Origin of the sequence: Cytobacillus sp. T106, assembly GCF_040492155.1 — a bacterium.
GTDB lineage: Bacteria > Bacillota > Bacilli > Bacillales > Cytobacillaceae > Bacillus_AB > Bacillus_AB infantis.
In genome coordinates this window covers 79,267-95,826 of the sequence record NZ_JBEUMK010000008.1, presented here as the reverse complement: position 1 = coordinate 95,826, position 16,560 = coordinate 79,267, and the positions used below count along the sequence as shown (strand labels likewise).

Annotated in this window: 16 protein-coding genes; 2 read left to right on the top strand and 14 right to left on the bottom strand. The window is 46.7% G+C overall.

The window, feature by feature from the left end; translation table 11 throughout:
* Positions 1 to 38: 38 nt before the first annotated feature.
* From ABU165_RS15320 to ABU165_RS15280, 9 genes are all read right to left on the bottom strand, one after another.
* Entirely contained in the window at positions 39 to 251 is a 213-nt protein-coding gene (locus tag ABU165_RS15320) for a YuzI family membrane protein (protein ID WP_148950147.1), read from the bottom strand.
* 197 nt (positions 252 to 448) lie between these two features.
* Positions 449 to 1,369, bottom strand: a complete 921-nt coding sequence (gene opp4C, locus ABU165_RS15315) for an oligopeptide ABC transporter permease (RefSeq protein WP_009794091.1) — start codon at positions 1,367 to 1,369, stop codon at positions 449 to 451.
* 13 nt (positions 1,370 to 1,382) lie between these two features.
* Positions 1,383 to 2,348 carry an oligopeptide ABC transporter permease gene (gene opp4B, locus ABU165_RS15310; RefSeq protein ID WP_022543607.1) on the bottom strand — a complete coding sequence of 322 codons (966 nt, stop codon included), beginning with the start codon at positions 2,346 to 2,348 and terminating at the stop codon, positions 1,383 to 1,385.
* Between the two features lie 33 nt (positions 2,349 to 2,381).
* A complete protein-coding gene (opp4A, locus tag ABU165_RS15305) occupies positions 2,382 to 4,115 on the bottom strand; it encodes an oligopeptide ABC transporter substrate-binding protein (protein ID WP_094768242.1) in 1,734 nt (577 codons plus the stop codon).
* Positions 4,116 to 4,164: 49 nt separating this feature from the next.
* Positions 4,165 to 5,178 carry an ABC transporter ATP-binding protein gene (locus tag ABU165_RS15300; protein WP_009794088.1) on the bottom strand — a complete coding sequence of 338 codons (1,014 nt, stop codon included), beginning with the start codon at positions 5,176 to 5,178 and terminating at the stop codon, positions 4,165 to 4,167.
* Positions 5,178 to 6,203: an ABC transporter ATP-binding protein gene (locus ABU165_RS15295; RefSeq protein WP_318060237.1), complete on the bottom strand. Its 1,026-nt coding sequence runs from the start codon at positions 6,201 to 6,203 to the stop codon at positions 5,178 to 5,180. The genes ABU165_RS15300 and ABU165_RS15295 overlap by 1 nt, the downstream gene beginning before the upstream one ends.
* Positions 6,204 to 6,368: 165 nt before the next feature.
* Positions 6,369 to 7,145 carry a DUF2268 domain-containing putative Zn-dependent protease gene (locus tag ABU165_RS15290; protein WP_094768304.1) on the bottom strand — a complete coding sequence of 259 codons (777 nt, stop codon included), beginning with the start codon at positions 7,143 to 7,145 and terminating at the stop codon, positions 6,369 to 6,371.
* 146 nt (positions 7,146 to 7,291) lie between these two features.
* The gene (gene fabF / locus ABU165_RS15285; RefSeq protein ID WP_009794085.1) at positions 7,292 to 8,533 is read right to left on the bottom strand and encodes a beta-ketoacyl-ACP synthase II; all 1,242 of its coding nucleotides are present in this window, start codon (positions 8,531 to 8,533) and stop codon (positions 7,292 to 7,294) included.
* 81 nt (positions 8,534 to 8,614) lie between these two features.
* Positions 8,615 to 9,553: a beta-ketoacyl-ACP synthase III gene (locus ABU165_RS15280; RefSeq protein ID WP_009794084.1), complete on the bottom strand. Its 939-nt coding sequence runs from the start codon at positions 9,551 to 9,553 to the stop codon at positions 8,615 to 8,617.
* Positions 9,554 to 9,779: 226 nt separating this feature from the next.
* Between ABU165_RS15280 and ABU165_RS15275 the strand changes: the two genes are divergently transcribed.
* On the top strand, positions 9,780 to 10,130 hold the full coding sequence (locus ABU165_RS15275) for a hypothetical protein (RefSeq protein ID WP_009794083.1): 351 nt from the start codon (positions 9,780 to 9,782) through the stop codon (positions 10,128 to 10,130).
* Positions 10,131 to 10,207: 77 nt separating this feature from the next.
* On the opposite strand, the gene ABU165_RS15270 is transcribed toward ABU165_RS15275, so the two are convergent.
* From ABU165_RS15270 to ABU165_RS15255, 4 genes are all read right to left on the bottom strand, one after another.
* Positions 10,208 to 10,399 (bottom strand): ComZ family protein, encoded by a 192-nt coding sequence (locus ABU165_RS15270; RefSeq protein WP_009794082.1) that lies wholly within the window; start codon positions 10,397 to 10,399, stop codon positions 10,208 to 10,210.
* Positions 10,400 to 10,420: 21 nt separating this feature from the next.
* On the bottom strand, positions 10,421 to 11,383 hold the full coding sequence (locus tag ABU165_RS15265) for a BMP family ABC transporter substrate-binding protein (protein ID WP_009794081.1): 963 nt from the start codon (positions 11,381 to 11,383) through the stop codon (positions 10,421 to 10,423).
* Positions 11,384 to 11,600: 217 nt separating this feature from the next.
* Entirely contained in the window at positions 11,601 to 12,407 is an 807-nt protein-coding gene (locus ABU165_RS15260; RefSeq protein WP_318060236.1) for a Rossmann-fold NAD(P)-binding domain-containing protein, read from the bottom strand.
* Between the two features lie 209 nt (positions 12,408 to 12,616).
* Positions 12,617 to 13,354 carry a lipase family protein gene (locus tag ABU165_RS15255; RefSeq protein ID WP_306009293.1) on the bottom strand — a complete coding sequence of 246 codons (738 nt, stop codon included), beginning with the start codon at positions 13,352 to 13,354 and terminating at the stop codon, positions 12,617 to 12,619.
* A gap of 192 nt (positions 13,355 to 13,546) precedes the next feature.
* Here ABU165_RS15255 and ABU165_RS15250 point away from each other — a divergent pair, with 192 nt between their 5' ends.
* The gene (locus ABU165_RS15250; protein WP_022543604.1) at positions 13,547 to 13,738 is read left to right on the top strand and encodes a YjzD family protein; all 192 of its coding nucleotides are present in this window, start codon (positions 13,547 to 13,549) and stop codon (positions 13,736 to 13,738) included.
* A 61-nt stretch (positions 13,739 to 13,799) separates the two neighbouring features.
* Here ABU165_RS15250 and clpB read toward each other — a convergent pair whose 3' ends face one another.
* The gene (gene clpB / locus ABU165_RS15245; RefSeq protein ID WP_318060235.1) at positions 13,800 to 16,400 is read right to left on the bottom strand and encodes an ATP-dependent chaperone ClpB; all 2,601 of its coding nucleotides are present in this window, start codon (positions 16,398 to 16,400) and stop codon (positions 13,800 to 13,802) included.
* Positions 16,401 to 16,560 lie beyond the last annotated feature (160 nt).

Sequence of the window (16,560 nt, the reverse complement as noted above, 5' to 3'; positions counted from 1 at the left end):
ACAGGAAATAGTTAATTTATTCCTCCACGTGCAACAGTTTACTCCTCAGTTCCCTGCGGAAAGTATACGGCCACTGTAATAATGACAATCCCGGCCGGGAGCAGTCCGCACTCAGGCCTTTTAAGAATGTATGAAAAATAGTCACTCAATTCATGCCCGGCAATTAAGAGATTTAAATAAGCCACCGAGCTGATCCCGCCTGCTACAGCCAGTCCAAAACCAGTAATAAAAATAAACAGCCTGAAGATCATTGGGCTGGATCCCTTCTGGCTTGTCCCATATATACTCCTGCTCTCTTGTTTTTTTACATATATATGATAGAAAGCGTTAAATCATACGGCAAAAACAAAAAAGACCCCCAAAAGGATCTTTAATTGCGGATTTCATTAAAAAAGGGTGAGCACCTGAAGTGTCTCGCCCTTTATGGTTCCGGCTGATGCCAGCCGCATTATCTATTTGACTTAGGGTTAAATGCGTCCTTCAGACCCTCGCCAACGAAGTTGATTGATAGTATTGTCAGTGTCAGAACCGTTGCGGGCGGTATCCATATCCACCACTTGCTGGTCAATACATCCGGACTTCTTGCATCCTGAAGCATATTGCCCCAGCTCGGAATGTTCATCGGTACACCGAAGCCGAGGAAGCTTAAGCCAGTTTCCGCCACGATCATGGCAGCAAGTGTCAATGTAGCCTGTACAATAATGGTAGACATTACATTCGGCAATAGATGCTTGAAGATCGTTGTAACTGACGAACAGCCGATAGAGATGGAACTCATGATATACTCGTTTTCTTTCTCTACCATTACCTTGCTTCGCACCAGACGGGCTATTCCGGTCCAGCTCAGCACACTAATGACGAAGATGAGTGTAGCTGTACTTGATTCTATGAAAATAGACTTTAGCACGATGACGAAAAGCAGGAACGGAAAGTTCATCATAAAGTCGGTGAAGCGCATAAGCACATTGTCAACCCAGCCTCCGAAGAATCCGGCTGTGGCTCCTACGATCGTTCCAATCACAACTACCGAAATGGTGATGGAGAAAGCAAGAGTCAATGACGTTTTTCCGCCATGGAGGGTCCTGGCAAATACATCTCTCCCAGACTTATCTGTGCCAAAATAGTGTTCTGCTGAAGGCTCTTTGCTGATTTCAGTCAAATTCAGCTTAGCCGTTTCCTCAATCGGCATGGACAGCGGCTCGGCAAATATTGATACTAAGACAATGAGCACAAGATAGCAGAGACTGATCATGGCAAGTTTATTCTTTAAAAATTTCCTGCGGGCGAGAGCCCATGGCGACTGGCTCTTGGGAGGCTTTACAGGCTCCTCAATAGCCGTTGTACTTTGCTGCGAAATTGTTGGTTCCATAACTCTCACCTACCTAACTTAAACGTATGCGCGGATCTACTATTCCATATAGTATATCTGCCACTAAATTTCCAATAAGCGTCAGGATGGTCAGCATCATGGTGATGGCCATCATAACGGAATAATCACGTGAGTTTACTGATTCTACAAACAGGTATCCGATTCCCGGATATGTAAAAATGGTTTCGGTAATAATAGCTCCCCCGAAAAGACCTGCAATGTCAAAGCCCAGCAGTGTAATAATCGGAATGACCGAATTTCTGAGGATATGCTTATTATAAATCGCGGATTCTTTCGTACCCTTTGCTCTGGCTGTACGAACATAATCTTTGCGAGAGCTTTCGATCATATCATTGCGCAGGAACTGGGTATATCCAGCCGTAGCCATGGTGCCCAATACAAGCGCAGGAAGAATTGTATGCTTGATTTTACTCAAATAATATTCAAAAGATCCTGGTTCAACTCCTGAACCGATACTTCCAGTCGCCGGGACCCATCCCAGCTGGAAAGAGAAAACGTAAATCGCCACTAGGGCTGCAACAAAGCTTGGAATGGCCAAGGCCAAATAGTTTATTCCTGATATTAGATAATCTCCTGGACTGTAGGCAAATCTGCCTGAGAACCTGCCCATCATAAAAGCTAGAATATACGTAATCATGAGTGAAGTAAAACCTAAGAAAACTGTGTTCGGCAGCCTGTCGCCGATCAATTCCATTACATCGCGCTTATGGATGAATGAATCCCCAAAATCCCCTTGAACCACTCCGCCTATCCAGCGGAAATACTGTGTATGGATTGGGTCATTCAAGCCCATCTTTTCACGCATTTCCTCGATATATTCCGGATCGGAATTTAGCGGGTCGATTTTTCCAGAGAGGGCGTCCCCTGGCATAAGCTTTGCCAGGGTAAACACCACAATGGAGATAAGGAAAATTATTGGGATCATACCTATAAGTCTTCGGATTGTGTATTGCAGCATACTCCATTCCCCTTATCTAAACCTTATTTCTTATTACTCAACAATGTGCCAGTTGTAGAACTCATCTGTGCCGCCTGGAGTTACTTTGACTCCGCCAACACGTTTGTTGATTGCCCATGCATCTTCCCTTTGGTCGAAGAAGATTACAGGAAGCTCTTCGTTAACAAGTTTCTGCCACTCGTTGTATACTTCTTTACGGTATTCGATAACATCCTGGTTTTTATCTTCAGGGAATTGAACACCCTTCTTGATAAGCGCATCGGATTCTTCATTCAACCAGCGCCACATATTCCACTTGTCAGTTGACAGCCAGATGCCGGATGGATCTGGATCATATGAAAGTCCCCATGCACCATGGAAAGTTTCAACAGATGGATCATCTGCTTCGATAGTGTCATAGAACAGGTTGAAGTCTTTCAGGGAACCGCCGTTAAGCTGAGCCTTGACTCCAACTTCACCCCAAGATTGAAGAATGAACTGAGCACGCGCTTCAGAAGTTTCAGCACTTGCCATCGCATCGAAGTTGATAGAGAAAGGCTTTCCGTCTGGATCTTCACGGAATCCGTCGCCGTCAACATCTTTATAGCCGGCTTCATCCAACAGGCTCTTTGCCTTTTCTGGATCATAGTCATAAGTGTTGATTTCTGAATCGTCGATCTTAGCCCATGAAACGGACGGGAATGGAACGTTAAGCGGTTTACCTAAACCGTTTGTGAAAGCATCGATATAAGCTTGGCGGTCCAGTGCATAAACCAATGCCTGGCGCACGCGCTTGTCAGAGAATTTAGGGTTATCCATTACAACTTTTCCTGATTTTGCATCATAGCGTCCCTGGTCGATACCGATATAGCTGTAAGACATAGCATCGATTGTTACAGGGTTGATATTGCCAAGTTCTTTAATTTGTCCCCACTGGTCAGAAGGAGCCTGGATAACATCCACTTCGCCGTTTTCGATCAGGCCGGCAGCAAGGGATGGATCAATGATTTTGTAGACAACGCCGTCAAGCTTGGCAGGGCCTCTCCAATAATCATCATTACGCTCATATTCAATCATTTCGCCAGGAACAATGTTCGTTACTTTAAACGGCCCGACACCAATCGGGTTTTTACGGACTTGGTCAGAGTCAGGAAGTTCTTTAGAAGAAATATCTCCATAATAATGCTTTGGTTCTGGAATAGACCAGATGTTGTCAATCAGGTTGACAGAAGGTTCTGTAACTGTAACTTCTACTGTCAGGTCATCAATAACCTTGATACCTTCAATCGTGTCAGCTTTTCCATCTTTGTATTCCTGTGCACCCTTAATCATCGCCACGTTTGCGAAACGTGCTCCCTCATATGTAGGATCTGCGATCAGGTACCAGGCATATTCCATATCTTCAGCAGTCAATGGTTCGCCGTCATGCCATTTTACGCCGTCTTTCAACTTGAAAGTTACAACAGTGTTGTCTTCATTGAAAGTCCATTCAGCAAGGTTAGGGATCGGCTGCAGCTCATCATTGTAAGCAACCATTCCTTCGTGCATGAACTGAAGGGCATTTGCATCGTCTTCCCCTTCATAATAGGCATAAGATAAAACGCCTTTAAACGCCTGAGTATAACCAAATGTTACTTTTCCGCCTTCTACTTCAGTTGTTTTAGCATCTGTGTCATCGTCTTTTTTATCAGTGTCATCGCCTGAAGTCTTTTCATTCCCAGAGCAGGCAGCAAGGAACATGGACATTACCAGCAGGACTGAAAATAGCCAAAATGCTGATTTCTTCATCGTTTTCCCCCCATAATTATCGTTTCTTTTTTTTCAAAATGGCCAAGCTTTAGTTATATAAGTGACATGCAACCCTATGTCCAGGCTTCACCTCCTTTAATTGAGGCTTGATCTTCGAGCACTCCGGCATTGCGTGTGCACAGCGCGGATGGAATGTGCAGCCGGAAGGCGGGTCGATCGGGCTTGGGACATCGCCTTCAAGGATGATCCGGTCTTTCTTTTTGCGCGGATCAGCCTCAGGGATAGCCGAGATCAGAGCCTGTGTATACGGGTGCAGCGGCTCTGCATATAAACTGGACTTATCTGCTACTTCAACAAGGCCGCCGAGGTACATGACGCCAATCCGGTCGCTCATATGCTTCACGACGCTAAGGTCGTGGGCAATGAAGAGGAAAGTAAGGTCAAACTCTTCCTGAAGCTCTTTCAAAAGGTTCAGCACCTGGGACTGGACTGATACATCCAGGGCGGAGACCGGTTCATCTGCGATGATGAGCTTAGGCTTCAGTGCCAGGGCCCGCGCGATTCCGATCCGCTGCCTCTGGCCGCCGGAGAATTCGTGCGGATATTTATAATAGGCATCTTCCGGAAGGCCTACCCTTGCCAGAAGTTCCATGACCTCAGGCTTCAGGTCCTTTTCTGAACGTTTTGTATAGTTGCGGATCGGCTCGGATATAAGATGGCCTACCATCATCATCGGGTTCAGGGAAGCATATGGATCCTGGAAGACCATCTGGAAATCCTTGCGAATCTTCCTGAGAGTTGTTCCGCGGAGATTTGTAATATCCTGGCCGTCGAAAATGATTTCCCCTTCAGTAGGCTCCAGAAGCCTCAGGATTGTCCTTCCTGTAGTGGACTTCCCGCAGCCGGACTCGCCGACAAGGCCGAGAGTCTCGCCTTTTTTGATTTCAAAAGATACATCGTCTACTGCTTTAACGGCAGCTACTGTCCTTCTCAGGATTCCGCCCTTGATAGGATAGTAGGTTTTCAGATTCTTGACTTCAAGCAGCGTTTCATTGGCGCTTTTGTCTTTTTTCAGTGCCGGGGATGTTGTTGCTGTCGTCATTATAATGTCACTCCTTCTTTCGGCCTGCTAGTTTCATAGAGCAGGCATGCTACCTCATGCCCATCTTCATTTTCAGCCAGCAGCGGGGTGACGGCAGTACATTCCGGCATTGCCTTTGGGCACCTGGCTGCAAACTTGCATCCCGTTTTAGGCATGTTTTTCAGTGATGGGACAATCCCCTTTATGGTGCTTAGCGATTCGACTTCTTCATCCATTTTCGGGATGGCGCCCATCAGCAGCTCTGTATATGGATGCTTCGGGTTATGGAAGAGTGTGTCGACATCTGTGCGCTCTACAATTCTTCCTGCGTACATGACAAAGACGTCATCGCACATTTCTGCCACTACCCCGAGATCATGCGTGATCAGGATGATGGACATATCATTTACTTCCTGTATTTCTTTCAGGAGCTCAAGGATCTGGGCTTGTACGGTTACATCCAGGGCAGTGGTCGGCTCATCTGCAATAAGAAGCTTCGGCTGGCAGGCAATCGCCATGGCGATCATAACCCTCTGCCTCATTCCTCCGGACAGCTGGTGAGGATACTCATCAACTATTTTTTCCGGACGGGAGATGCCAACGCTCTTCAGGAGTGCGATGCTTTTTTGCCTGGCTTCTTTTTTTGATAATTTCATATGGTTGAAGAGCACTTCCTGCAGCTGGAACCCTATTGAAAACACCGGGTTGAGCGAGGTCATCGGCTCTTGGAAGATCATTGCGATATCCTTGCCCCGTATTTTGTTGATCTGGCGTTCACCCATGTCTTCGAGGTGAACCCCATTGAAGACGACCTCTCCTGATTTGATTTTGCCGATCCCCTTCGGAAGCAGCTTCATGACGGAAAGGCTCATGACCGATTTACCGCAGCCGGATTCACCTACGATGCCTACTACCTGGCGCGGCTTGACTTTGAAAGACACATTATCGACTGCATTGTAGTATTTTCCATCGATAGAAAAAGCAGTCTCTAAATTATTCACCTCTAGCAAAGGTGCATCTGAATTGGAGTGTGATTTAAAGCTCATGGGACACCTCTTACCTTTTTGAATTGTCTGTTAATTCATTGTATTTGATTAAAATACTATTACAGATTTATTACAATTGCAAGATTTTTTTAAAATTTATTAACTTTCATTATTTCAGAAAAAACAGAAAGCCCTTAGTTTAGGGCTTTAAAGCGCTTTAATATACTAAAAGATTATAATTTGGTCTCCTAAAATTTCGGGTTTTAAATTAAAAGAAACTTTTGTAGAAAAGTTATTCTTTTCGAAATATTGTTTCACAATCCAGTATCCTGCAGCATATCCGAGCAGGTCCGGGTATCTGCCTTTTCCGAAAAGGATCTGATCATGAACATGATCCTTTTTGGTTTTTTTCAAGTTTTCTTTAATATATTTCTCCCACCAGTTTCCAAGCTCTTTTTCCGTATAGCGGGTGCACCATGCTGCCACATATGCTTTGCCGCAATTCATTTCAACCGCATATTCCGCCATTCCTTCCAGCACCATGGAGTCCATAAGGGTGTAGTCCTGGAGTTTTTTCTTTTGCTCCCTGATCCGGCAGACGTGATGGTACTCATGGATAAAAAGGGATTCCAGCTCCTTATCATCCTGGGCATGTTCAAAGAAAAGAAACATCTTATCGGGAAATGAGACCCCTGATTTTACCGTTCCTGAACGCCTGGCCCTGCTGCCGCTCCTGTTCACCGGAAAGATATAAACAGGTATATCCGGCCCGTTCCACTTTTTCCGGTATTTCTTAAAAAGCCCGCCTGCTGATTTCCAAGTGCCTTGGCCGGCCAATTCCTCGTACACCCTGAAATTCACCCGGTCCGGCCTGTACATCCCAAACCGTGTTAGATAACCATAAATAGGCTCCGGCTCCTTTTCCCCGAATTCATCCAGAAGCCGGCTGCAAATTTTCTCGGGCTCCCAGAAATCCTGTTCAAGCCATTTATCTGTTTCCATGATCCCCAATCGCCCTGCGCCTCCCTATAAGATAATCTTTATATTCTATGGGCTGACGGCAGGAATGTTTCCCTGAAGACTTGCAGAAATGCAAAAAGGCAGCACAGGCCGGAACCGGCGTGTGCTGCCTTTTTTGTTTCTATTTTTTATTCTGTATACTGTTTGAAAACGATGGTGGCATTATGGCCGCCAAAGCCCAGCGAGTTGCTCATTGCAGCCCTGATATCTTTCTTTCTGGATTCGTTTGGCACATAATCCAGGTCGCATTCCGGGTCAGGCGTTTCATAATTGATGGTTGGAGGGAGAATAGCATCCTTCATAGCGAGAAGCGTGAAGATTGCCTCTACCCCGCCTGCTGCCCCAAGAAGGTGGCCTGTCATTGACTTGGTTGAGCTGACGGCCAGTTTGTAGGCATGGTCCCCGAAAACTTCCTTGATGGCAAGCGTTTCAAATTTGTCGTTATAATCTGTGCTTGTGCCATGTGCATTGATATAGTCAATATCCTGCGGGGAGAGACCGGCATCATCAATCGCCATTTTCATCGCCCGTGCTCCGCCCTCTCCGGCAGGAGCTGGAGCCGTAATATGATAGGCATCGCCAGTAGAGCCATAACCGACGATTTCTGCATAAATTTTGGCGCCCCTTGCCTTTGCATGCTCAAGCTCTTCCAGAACAACAATCCCAGCGCCCTCGCCGATGACAAAGCCATCTCTATTTTTATCAAAAGGGCGGCTCGCGGTTTTAGGATCCGGATTAGTCGACAATGCGGTATTGGCACAGAAGCCGGCAACAGACATACGTGTGATCGGAGCTTCAGCCCCCCCTGTTACCATGGCGTCCGCGTCACCCCTCTGGATGACCTTGAAGGCATCTCCAATGGAATTGGTCCCTGTCGCACAGGCTGTGACCGTACAGGAATTAAAGCCTTTCGCCCCGAGGGTGATGGATACCTGCCCTGTCGCCATATCCGGGATCATCATAGGGACAAAGAACGGGCTTACCCTTCTGTATCCTCTGTTTAGGAAGGTTTCAAACTGATTTTCGAATGTTTCCATACCGCCGATCCCCGAACCGATCCAGACGCCAATCCTTGGCGCATTCTCATCATTGATCGTTAAATCGGCATCCTTTACCGCCATCAGCGCAGAAGCTACTGCATAATGAGTAAAGCGGTCCATTTTCCTTGCTTCTCTTTTATCAATGAACTCATGGGGGTCAAACCCTTTGATTTCAGCTGCAACCTTTGCAGGATACTCATCGCTGTTGAGCCTTGTCAGAGGCCCTACACCTGAATTTCCCTCTATTATATTCTTCCATGCAGTTTCTGCATCATTACCGACTGGAGTTACTGCTCCGATTCCTGTCACGACAACTCTTCTATTTTCCATTATTTACACATCTCCTTCTTTGCCAAGGATACTTTTTCTTCATACACTTCCGGCCGGCCCGGCTTTCAGGCTGGCATTCTGTTATCTGCCCCAGCGCATAGCAATGGCGCCCCATGTAAGTCCGCCCCCGAAACCGACCATGACAAGGAGATCTCCGTCCTTGATTTTGCCGGCTTCCAGTTCATCGACTATCGAGATCGGAATGGAGGCTGCTGATGTATTTCCATACTTATGGACAGTTTTGGACATTTTCTCTTCCGGCAGCTCAAGGCGCTGGCGTGCAGCTTCCATGATTCTTATATTCGCCTGGTGAGGGATAAGGAAATCAACATCTTCCTTGGACAGCCCCGCTTTTTCCAGGACATTCAGGCTGCTTTCCCCCATTTGCCTGACGGCGAATTTGAAAACTTCCCGGCCGTTCATGTAAATGTGGTCATTCTCATTCTGATACAAGTGCTTTCCGCCAGTGCCGTCCGCCCCAAGCTCAAAGGACAGGATTCCCTTATCATCTGATACCGGTCCTATCACTGCAGCGCCTGCTCCGTCGCCGAAAAGAACCGCTGTGTTCCGGTCTTCCCAGTTGGTTATCTTTGACAGCTTTTCCACGCCTATGACAAGGATATGTTTATATGCACCGGTTTCAATGAACTGCTTTGCAGTTATCATACCATACATAAAACCTGCACACGCAGCACTGATATCCATAGCAGCAGCCTTGACAGCGCCAAGCCTCTCCTGCAGCATACATGCAACAGTCGGGAACGGCTGGTCCGGAGTTACTGTTGCCACCAGAATCATATCAAGGCTTTCTGCAGAGACCCCTGAATTTTTAAGGGCGGCAACCGCAGCATTATAGGCTAAGTCGGAAGTATCCATATCGTCACCCGCTATCCGCCTCTGTTCTATCCCTGTCCTTGTTCTGATCCACTCATCGTTTGTATCAACCATTTTTTCCAAATCAAAATTTGTCAGTATCTTTTCCGGAACGAACTTTCCGATTCCAAGTATGCCTGCATTCATGGAAACCCACTCCTTCTCACAATTTAAAAGCCAGCCGGCGAATCAGCCGTATTTATACTCATATTATTATCAATTATTATGACTTGGTACTAATTTTAGCAAAAATAATAAAGAAGAAGCAACCTTTTTACTCGAAAATTTCTCTTGCGCCACGGCTTCTGCCCTATCACAGGAAATCCCGCGGCATACGTTATTATAAAGATATTCAGGGGAAGGGGAATGCACGATGGACACGGACAGCAGGGAAGAAAAGCAGCATTCGGAGCTGGACGGATTCTCCAGGTTCATGTTCGGCCCGAGGCAAAGGGTACAGGATGATATGGCAAATGAGGCTTCAGAGAGCAAAGGCCCATCAGTGAGACCAATGGGGGATTGGATACTAGGCGGCCCGGAGCGCAAGCCGGCAAACGGCCGGGAAGATGCGCGGGAGCCTGGCCAGATTGAAAAGATTCTCGATGGTGTAGACCTTGGACAGCTGATGGACAATATTGATACTCTGATGACTTCAGCCGGACAGCTGAAGCCGCTTTTTAAAAAGGTGACACCTCTATTCCAGCAGCTCCTGAAAAAAGGATAAGAAGAGTTTTCCATTAATTTGAATAAAAAACAAGCTGCCTGATTATGGGCAGCTTGTTTTATGTATCGATATCCGTTTTATTCCCCGCTTTGGGCATCCTGCCTGCCTAGCTCGTATGCCTCATTCATAACTTTTGTGAAAAGTGTCATAAATGGCTGGATCATCTCGAGCGACAGCTCAATACCTGCCTTTTCAAGCTCCTGCTGGGCTTCAGGCATATATTTCATGGCTATTTGCATAAACTCCATCGTTTTATCATTGGATTGCATAAGGACATTCCCTCCTTTTCCTCAACTTTGGCCAGGCAATTTGCCTGTCTCTTTATACCTTTCAATAGATGAGTTTAGCTCATCCCGATAATTTGGGTCAACATCCGGGCTGTATTTTCCAAGCGAAATCACACCATCATCAAAATCAAATGACAGATTCCCCGATTTAAGCTCCCCATTATTCATCCTTTCAGCCACCAGCTCATAAAGTGCATCTACATGCTGGATCGTACTCGTAAGGACGGTCGATTCCCCGAGGTCTGACTGGTCGGATATATAGCCGATCGCATACAGACCCAGTTCTTTTACTTTTTCGATCACAGGCACATTAAAGCCGTCGCCGGCAGGGTAAATCACATCAGAATGATTCCTGGCCATGACATCCAGAAGCTCCAGGGCCCTCTGTTCATTATCCCATTCTCCGACATAGCGTATCTCCACCTCTGTATCTTCATTCTGGTAGATGGCTCCCTCATAAAAACCCTCGACCTCAGGCTGCCATTCAAAGGCTGCCATCACTCCAACTTTATTGGTTTCTGACATTTCTGCCGCAAGCATCCCTGCAAAATAACCCATAGCATACCCTTCAAAATTCAAGCTGGTGGTGTTCTCATTATTGGCATCGCCATTAAAGCTGACAAAATGGATGTCAGGGTATTCATCCGAAATTTCATTGAAATATAAGGCGTACTCGTTTCCGTGGCCAAAAATAAGGTTTACCCCCTTCTGGGCGTACTCCCTTACAGCACGCTCAACAACGGGAAGAGAGTTCATTCCTTCTTTATAGAATACATCCACATCGAATTTGGACTGGATTTTCAGCATCCCTTTATAGCCTTTCGTGCCCCAGACCTGGTCATTGATCGTATCGGGCACCAGCAGCCCTGCTTTCTTCAGCTCTCCGCGGGGAGAAGCTTGTCCGCATGACGACAGCACCAGAAGGAGCAGCAGAATCGGGCTTATGAATTTCACAAAACGGAGCATGTATATCTGACCGCCTTTCCAAGTGCACTGATAAAGGCTCTCTAAATGGTGCCGCTGGCCATTAGAACAGGCCAGCAAAAAGGCAGTAGTGCAGCTTCAGTATTTAAGGACGGCACCGGCTGTTCCGGCACCGGATGAAAGAGTCATAAGACCCATAATTTCCTCGTCTTTTTTCATTTTACCCTTAATTCAGCGGAATGAAAATATTTTTCCTCCATTAGAAAACTTTGGGGCTGCCCGGCCCGCTTAGCCGGCTGGAAGAATCAACGCTTCTTTTCACATATTCCTGCTGCTTATCCAGCACAATATGATAAGGTATTTGTTCTTTGATGATTTTCCTGTCTGCTTCAGGAGCAATTGCGGGACTGCAATCGGCGGGCTCCTTCATGCCAAGATGCTTGGCACATTTTCCCCAGCGGCCTTTTTCCCCGCTCCATAACAAAAGAGACCCGGTTTCTTCTGTTGCGGCTGCTTCAATAATTCCTTCAGCGGCTTCCGCTGCATGTATTGCATCCCCTTTATGTTCAAGCATGGTGTTATCCTTATTTTCCAGCCCCTCGATTGCCCTCTGAAAAGCAAAAGCAGAAGGCTGCCATAGCCCGAACAGGGTAGGAAGATATATTTTCAGGGCTCCAGAATGGCAGTTTCCTTCGTTCCCGGCTTCATAATACTGGACGGGCATCAGGATAACAGGCTTGGAGCGTGTTTCTTCTATTGATGCCTCTAAATGTCCAAACATCCCTTCCCATAAGGAAAGCTCCGTTTCTTCCCTGAAATAAAAGTCATAAAGCGAAAGGAAGATGAGATAAGGTTCCTCAATGGAGCCATTTGCCTTCCAGTCTGCTTCGCTGAACACAGTAAAATTGGCATTGCGTCCAACCAGCAATTCTTTATCTGCTGTATACCTGTCATCCCCCCTGGAGCCTGGAACAATCCCTGTCACTTCAAGCCCGCGGTCCAGCAGCTTCATTGCCAAATGGAAACCCAAAAATTCGTATGCACCTACAACAATTGCCCGATTCATTGCACTTCCTCCCTGATACACCTACTTTTAGTATCCTATGCCGGTGAACTGGAAATATTTCTCCTTGGCTTGTAATCTCAAAGGGGATTGGCGCTGCTGCCAGACTGAAATCGAAGTTAAAAAATTGCTTTCTCTTATCATGAAGGCTTTGTTAAACAAGGTACACTCACACAGCATCATGTAAAAAAAGCCTATTGGATAATAGGCTCCTATAAAATCTTCTCATATGATTTTAAAAATTTGGCCATCTGGCTGCCAAGCTGCTGCTTTTTATCTGGGAGCATATAGCAGATTGATATGGGCGCCTTCTCATCCTTCCACTTGACAGAAAGTTCATTCAGCAGGCTTGACTGTTTATATGCCCTGCCTCCTGACAGTACATGGATGATTTTCACGGGGATCGGCGTGCGGTCCATTATTTCCTCTGCCGGCATGCTTCGCTCTGCCAGAGCCCGGGGCGAGTCAGACTCATGTGATATGGCAAGCTCCTTAAGAAGCTTTTTATAAAAGAATTTATGTTCCTTTTCCTGCTCCAGATGGTCCTTGAGTGAAAGGACAGGGTTCAGGAGGATGACAGAGCGGATCTTCCCTTCCATTTCCTTCATGAGCTTCAAGGCAGCCAGCGCTCCCATTCCTTCTGCGATAATGTGGATTTTTTCATTGATGATTTCTGTCCTCAGGACATGCTCATATAAATTCCTCGCCATTTCTACCGCTTTATCGCTGCCCCAATTCCTCCCGTACAGATTGGAATAGAACACTGTATATCCTGCTCTTCTCAGCAGGCGGAGAACCGCCGCCTTTCCTTCATTCTGCGTCCAGAAGCTGCTCTTTTCGTCAACGAAATGCCTCTCATCCCCAATGATCATGATACCGAAACCTTTTGGCCGCTCAGGATAGTGGATCATATTCCATTCGGTATCAAGTTTGAAGTTTCGGTGTTCCATTATAAAAACTCCTTTTACATATGTGATCATAATTAATGTATGAAAAGCATGGATAAATGCAAGGGAATATGCCTACCATCAGTGAAAAAGAGGAAACAGCCCCCGGCCCACGGGTGGTCATGGCTAAAAGGCGTTTATTATTTTTTCAGGTTGTGGTAATATGATATAAGATTACATAATGAGGTGAAAACAGTGAAATACTTTTGGACTCTTTTCTGGACTTTCCTGCTTGTAGAAATGCTGACATATGTAGTCAGTTCCATGATTGGCTCAACATTTGATTTTGTAACCGGTGCCATCCTCGCTGCAGGTGCCACTATCCTTATTCTTGTTCTGTCCGCCATTATCCCTGAGGAATCTGCAGGCAAACAAGGCTTGCATTAATCAGCCGCCAAAACCAGGTCATCCTGCATGAAGTAGGATGACTTTTTTTGGCTGCGGTCCTTCAGGACTTCCTTAAAGCATTAAGTCTGATGCCCCCATCTTCAATTCCTATTTCGACAGAGCTGTTATCCCGGATCTTTCCGGAAATGATTTCCTTTGCAAGCCTGGTTTCGATATTCCTTTGGATGAATCGTTTAAGCGGGCGCGCCCCATACACCGGATCAAATCCATTTTGTGCAATATATTCTTTTGCTTCATCCTTTATACTTATTTTAATGTGCTGGTCTTCAAGCCTCCTCTGAAGGTCCAGCATCAGCTTGCCGACAATCCCTTTAATGTCTCCCAGCGACAGGGGCTTGAACAGGATCATTTCATCGACTCTGTTAAGAAATTCAGGACGGAACCGGCTTCGTAATTCGGTCATGACCCTATCCCTTGTCTCCTCCGGGATTTCTTCGCCTGCCTGTTCGAGCAGATAAGCAGAGCCGATATTGGAAGTCATAATAATGACTGTATTCTTGAAATCAACCGTCCGGCCCTGAGAGTCCGTTACCCGTCCATCATCCAGCATCTGCAGGAGAACATTGAAAACTTCAGGGTGGGCCTTTTCAATTTCATCAAGAAGAATGACTGAGTACGGCTTTCTCCTTACTGCTTCTGTAAGCTGTCCGCCTTCCTCATATCCTACATACCCGGGAGGTGCGCCGATTAGTCTTGAAACCGCATGTTTTTCCATATATTCGGACATATCGATCCGGATCAGCTGTTCTTCATTGTCAAAAAGGGAGTGAGCGAGTGCCTTGGCCAGCTCAGTCTTTCCTACTCCGGTTGGCCCCAGAAAGATAAAAGAGCCGATCGGCCGGTTCGGGTCCTGGATGCCGGCTCTTGCCCGGAGAACGGCATCAGCTACAAGGCTGACCGCTTCCTCCTGGCCGATGACGCGCTGATGGAGAGTATCCTCAAGCTTGAGGAGCTTTTCCCTTTCACCCTCTACAAGCTTTGTGACAGGGATTCCGGTCCATCTCGCCACAATGCCGGCAATTTCATCTTCTGTTACCTCTTCGCGGAGGAGACGCTCTCCCTGCCTTTCCCCTTCTTCGGATTCCAGCTTCTTCAGCTCTTTCTCGAGAGCAGGGATAGATCCGTGCCGCAATTCCGCCGCTTTGTTGAGATCATAATTATTCTCAGCCTCCTGAAGATCCAGGCGGTATTTCTCCAATTGCTCTCTTTTTTCCTGAACCTTTTGGATAGCTTCTTTTTCAAGCTCCCATTTCGTTTTCATGGAGTATGCCTTTTCTTTCAGTCCTGCCAGTTCTTTCTGGAGGGCTTCAAGGCGTTCGCGGCTGCTGTCATCACTTTCTTTTTCGAGAGCCGCTTCTTCTATTTCAAGCTGCATGACGCGGCGTGACACTTCGTCAAGCTCAGCAGGCATAGAATCGATTTCTGTCCGGATCATGGCGCATGCCTCATCAACAAGGTCAATCGCTTTGTCCGGCAGGAAGCGGTCTGTGATATATCTGTCAGAAAGAGCTGCTGCAGCGACCAGGGCACGGTCATGTATGTTGACGCCATGGTGGATTTCAAATCTCTCCTTAAGCCCCCGCAGGATGGAGATGGAATCCTCTACATCCGGTTCGCTTACCAGCACCTGCTGGAACCTGCGCTCAAGCGCCGGATCTTTTTCAATATATTTTCTATGCTCGTTAAGTGTAGTGGCACCAATGCAGTGCAGTTCTCCTCGTGCAAGCATCGGCTTCAGCATATTCCCTGCATCCATTGCCCCTTCGGTCTTCCCCGCCCCTACAATCGTGTGGAGTTCATCAATGAAGAGGAGAATCCTGCCCTCACTTTTTTTCACTTCATTCAATACCGCTTTCAGCCTTTCTTCAAACTCGCCCCTGAATTTGGCCCCTGCAACAAGGGAACTCATATCGAGTGAGAATATCGTTTTATCCTTCAGCCCCTCCGGCACATCCCTGCGCACAATCCGCTGGGCCAGACCTTCTACAATGGCTGTTTTGCCAACGCCCGGCTCGCCGATAAGAACGGGATTATTTTTCGTCTTCCTGGAAAGGATGCGGATAACATTCCTGATTTCACTGTCTCTGCCGATTACAGGATCCACTTTTCCTGCCTTTACTTCCGCAACAAGATCTCTGCCATATTTCTTCAACGCTTCATAAGAAGCTTCCGGGTTTTGCGAGGTCACTTTTTGATTCCCCCTGATAGCCATAATGGCCGTATTTAATTCTTCAAAGCCAGCACCAATACCGGCCAGGAGCTTGCCAGCCTGGGTTTTTCCGCGCACAGCAGCAAGCATCAGATGCTCTGCTGAAAGATAAAGATCTTCAAGCTCCTGCATCATTTTCTCCGCCTCAGCGAGAAGCCTCTGCAGGGCGGCAGTTATATACAGTTTACCTTGTTCTGCTCCTCCGCCTGATACCTGGGGTTTTCTTGCCAGGCTATCCTCAAGACCGCTGCTGAAGCTTTTAGCAGAAGCCCCGGCTCTCTCAAGGATCGTGCTGACAAGGCTGTCTTCCTGTTCCATGAGGCTCAGGAACAGATGGGCTTCGTCTACTTCCTGATGCTGCATGATCGCTGCCTTTGACTGGGCATTCAAGAACCCCTGCTGCATCCTTTCCGTCATTTTGTTAAGATCCATTAAAAAACCTCCTTTGACCTTTATTGACCTTTATTTATATTATAGACTTTTGTACATGTATGTAAAGAATTTAGATGCCCTCTTATCTATTGCCTTTTCACTCTCGTTAAAAACAAGCTTTTACAGGTTATGCACCAGCAAAGCATACGGCCGGGCAGTT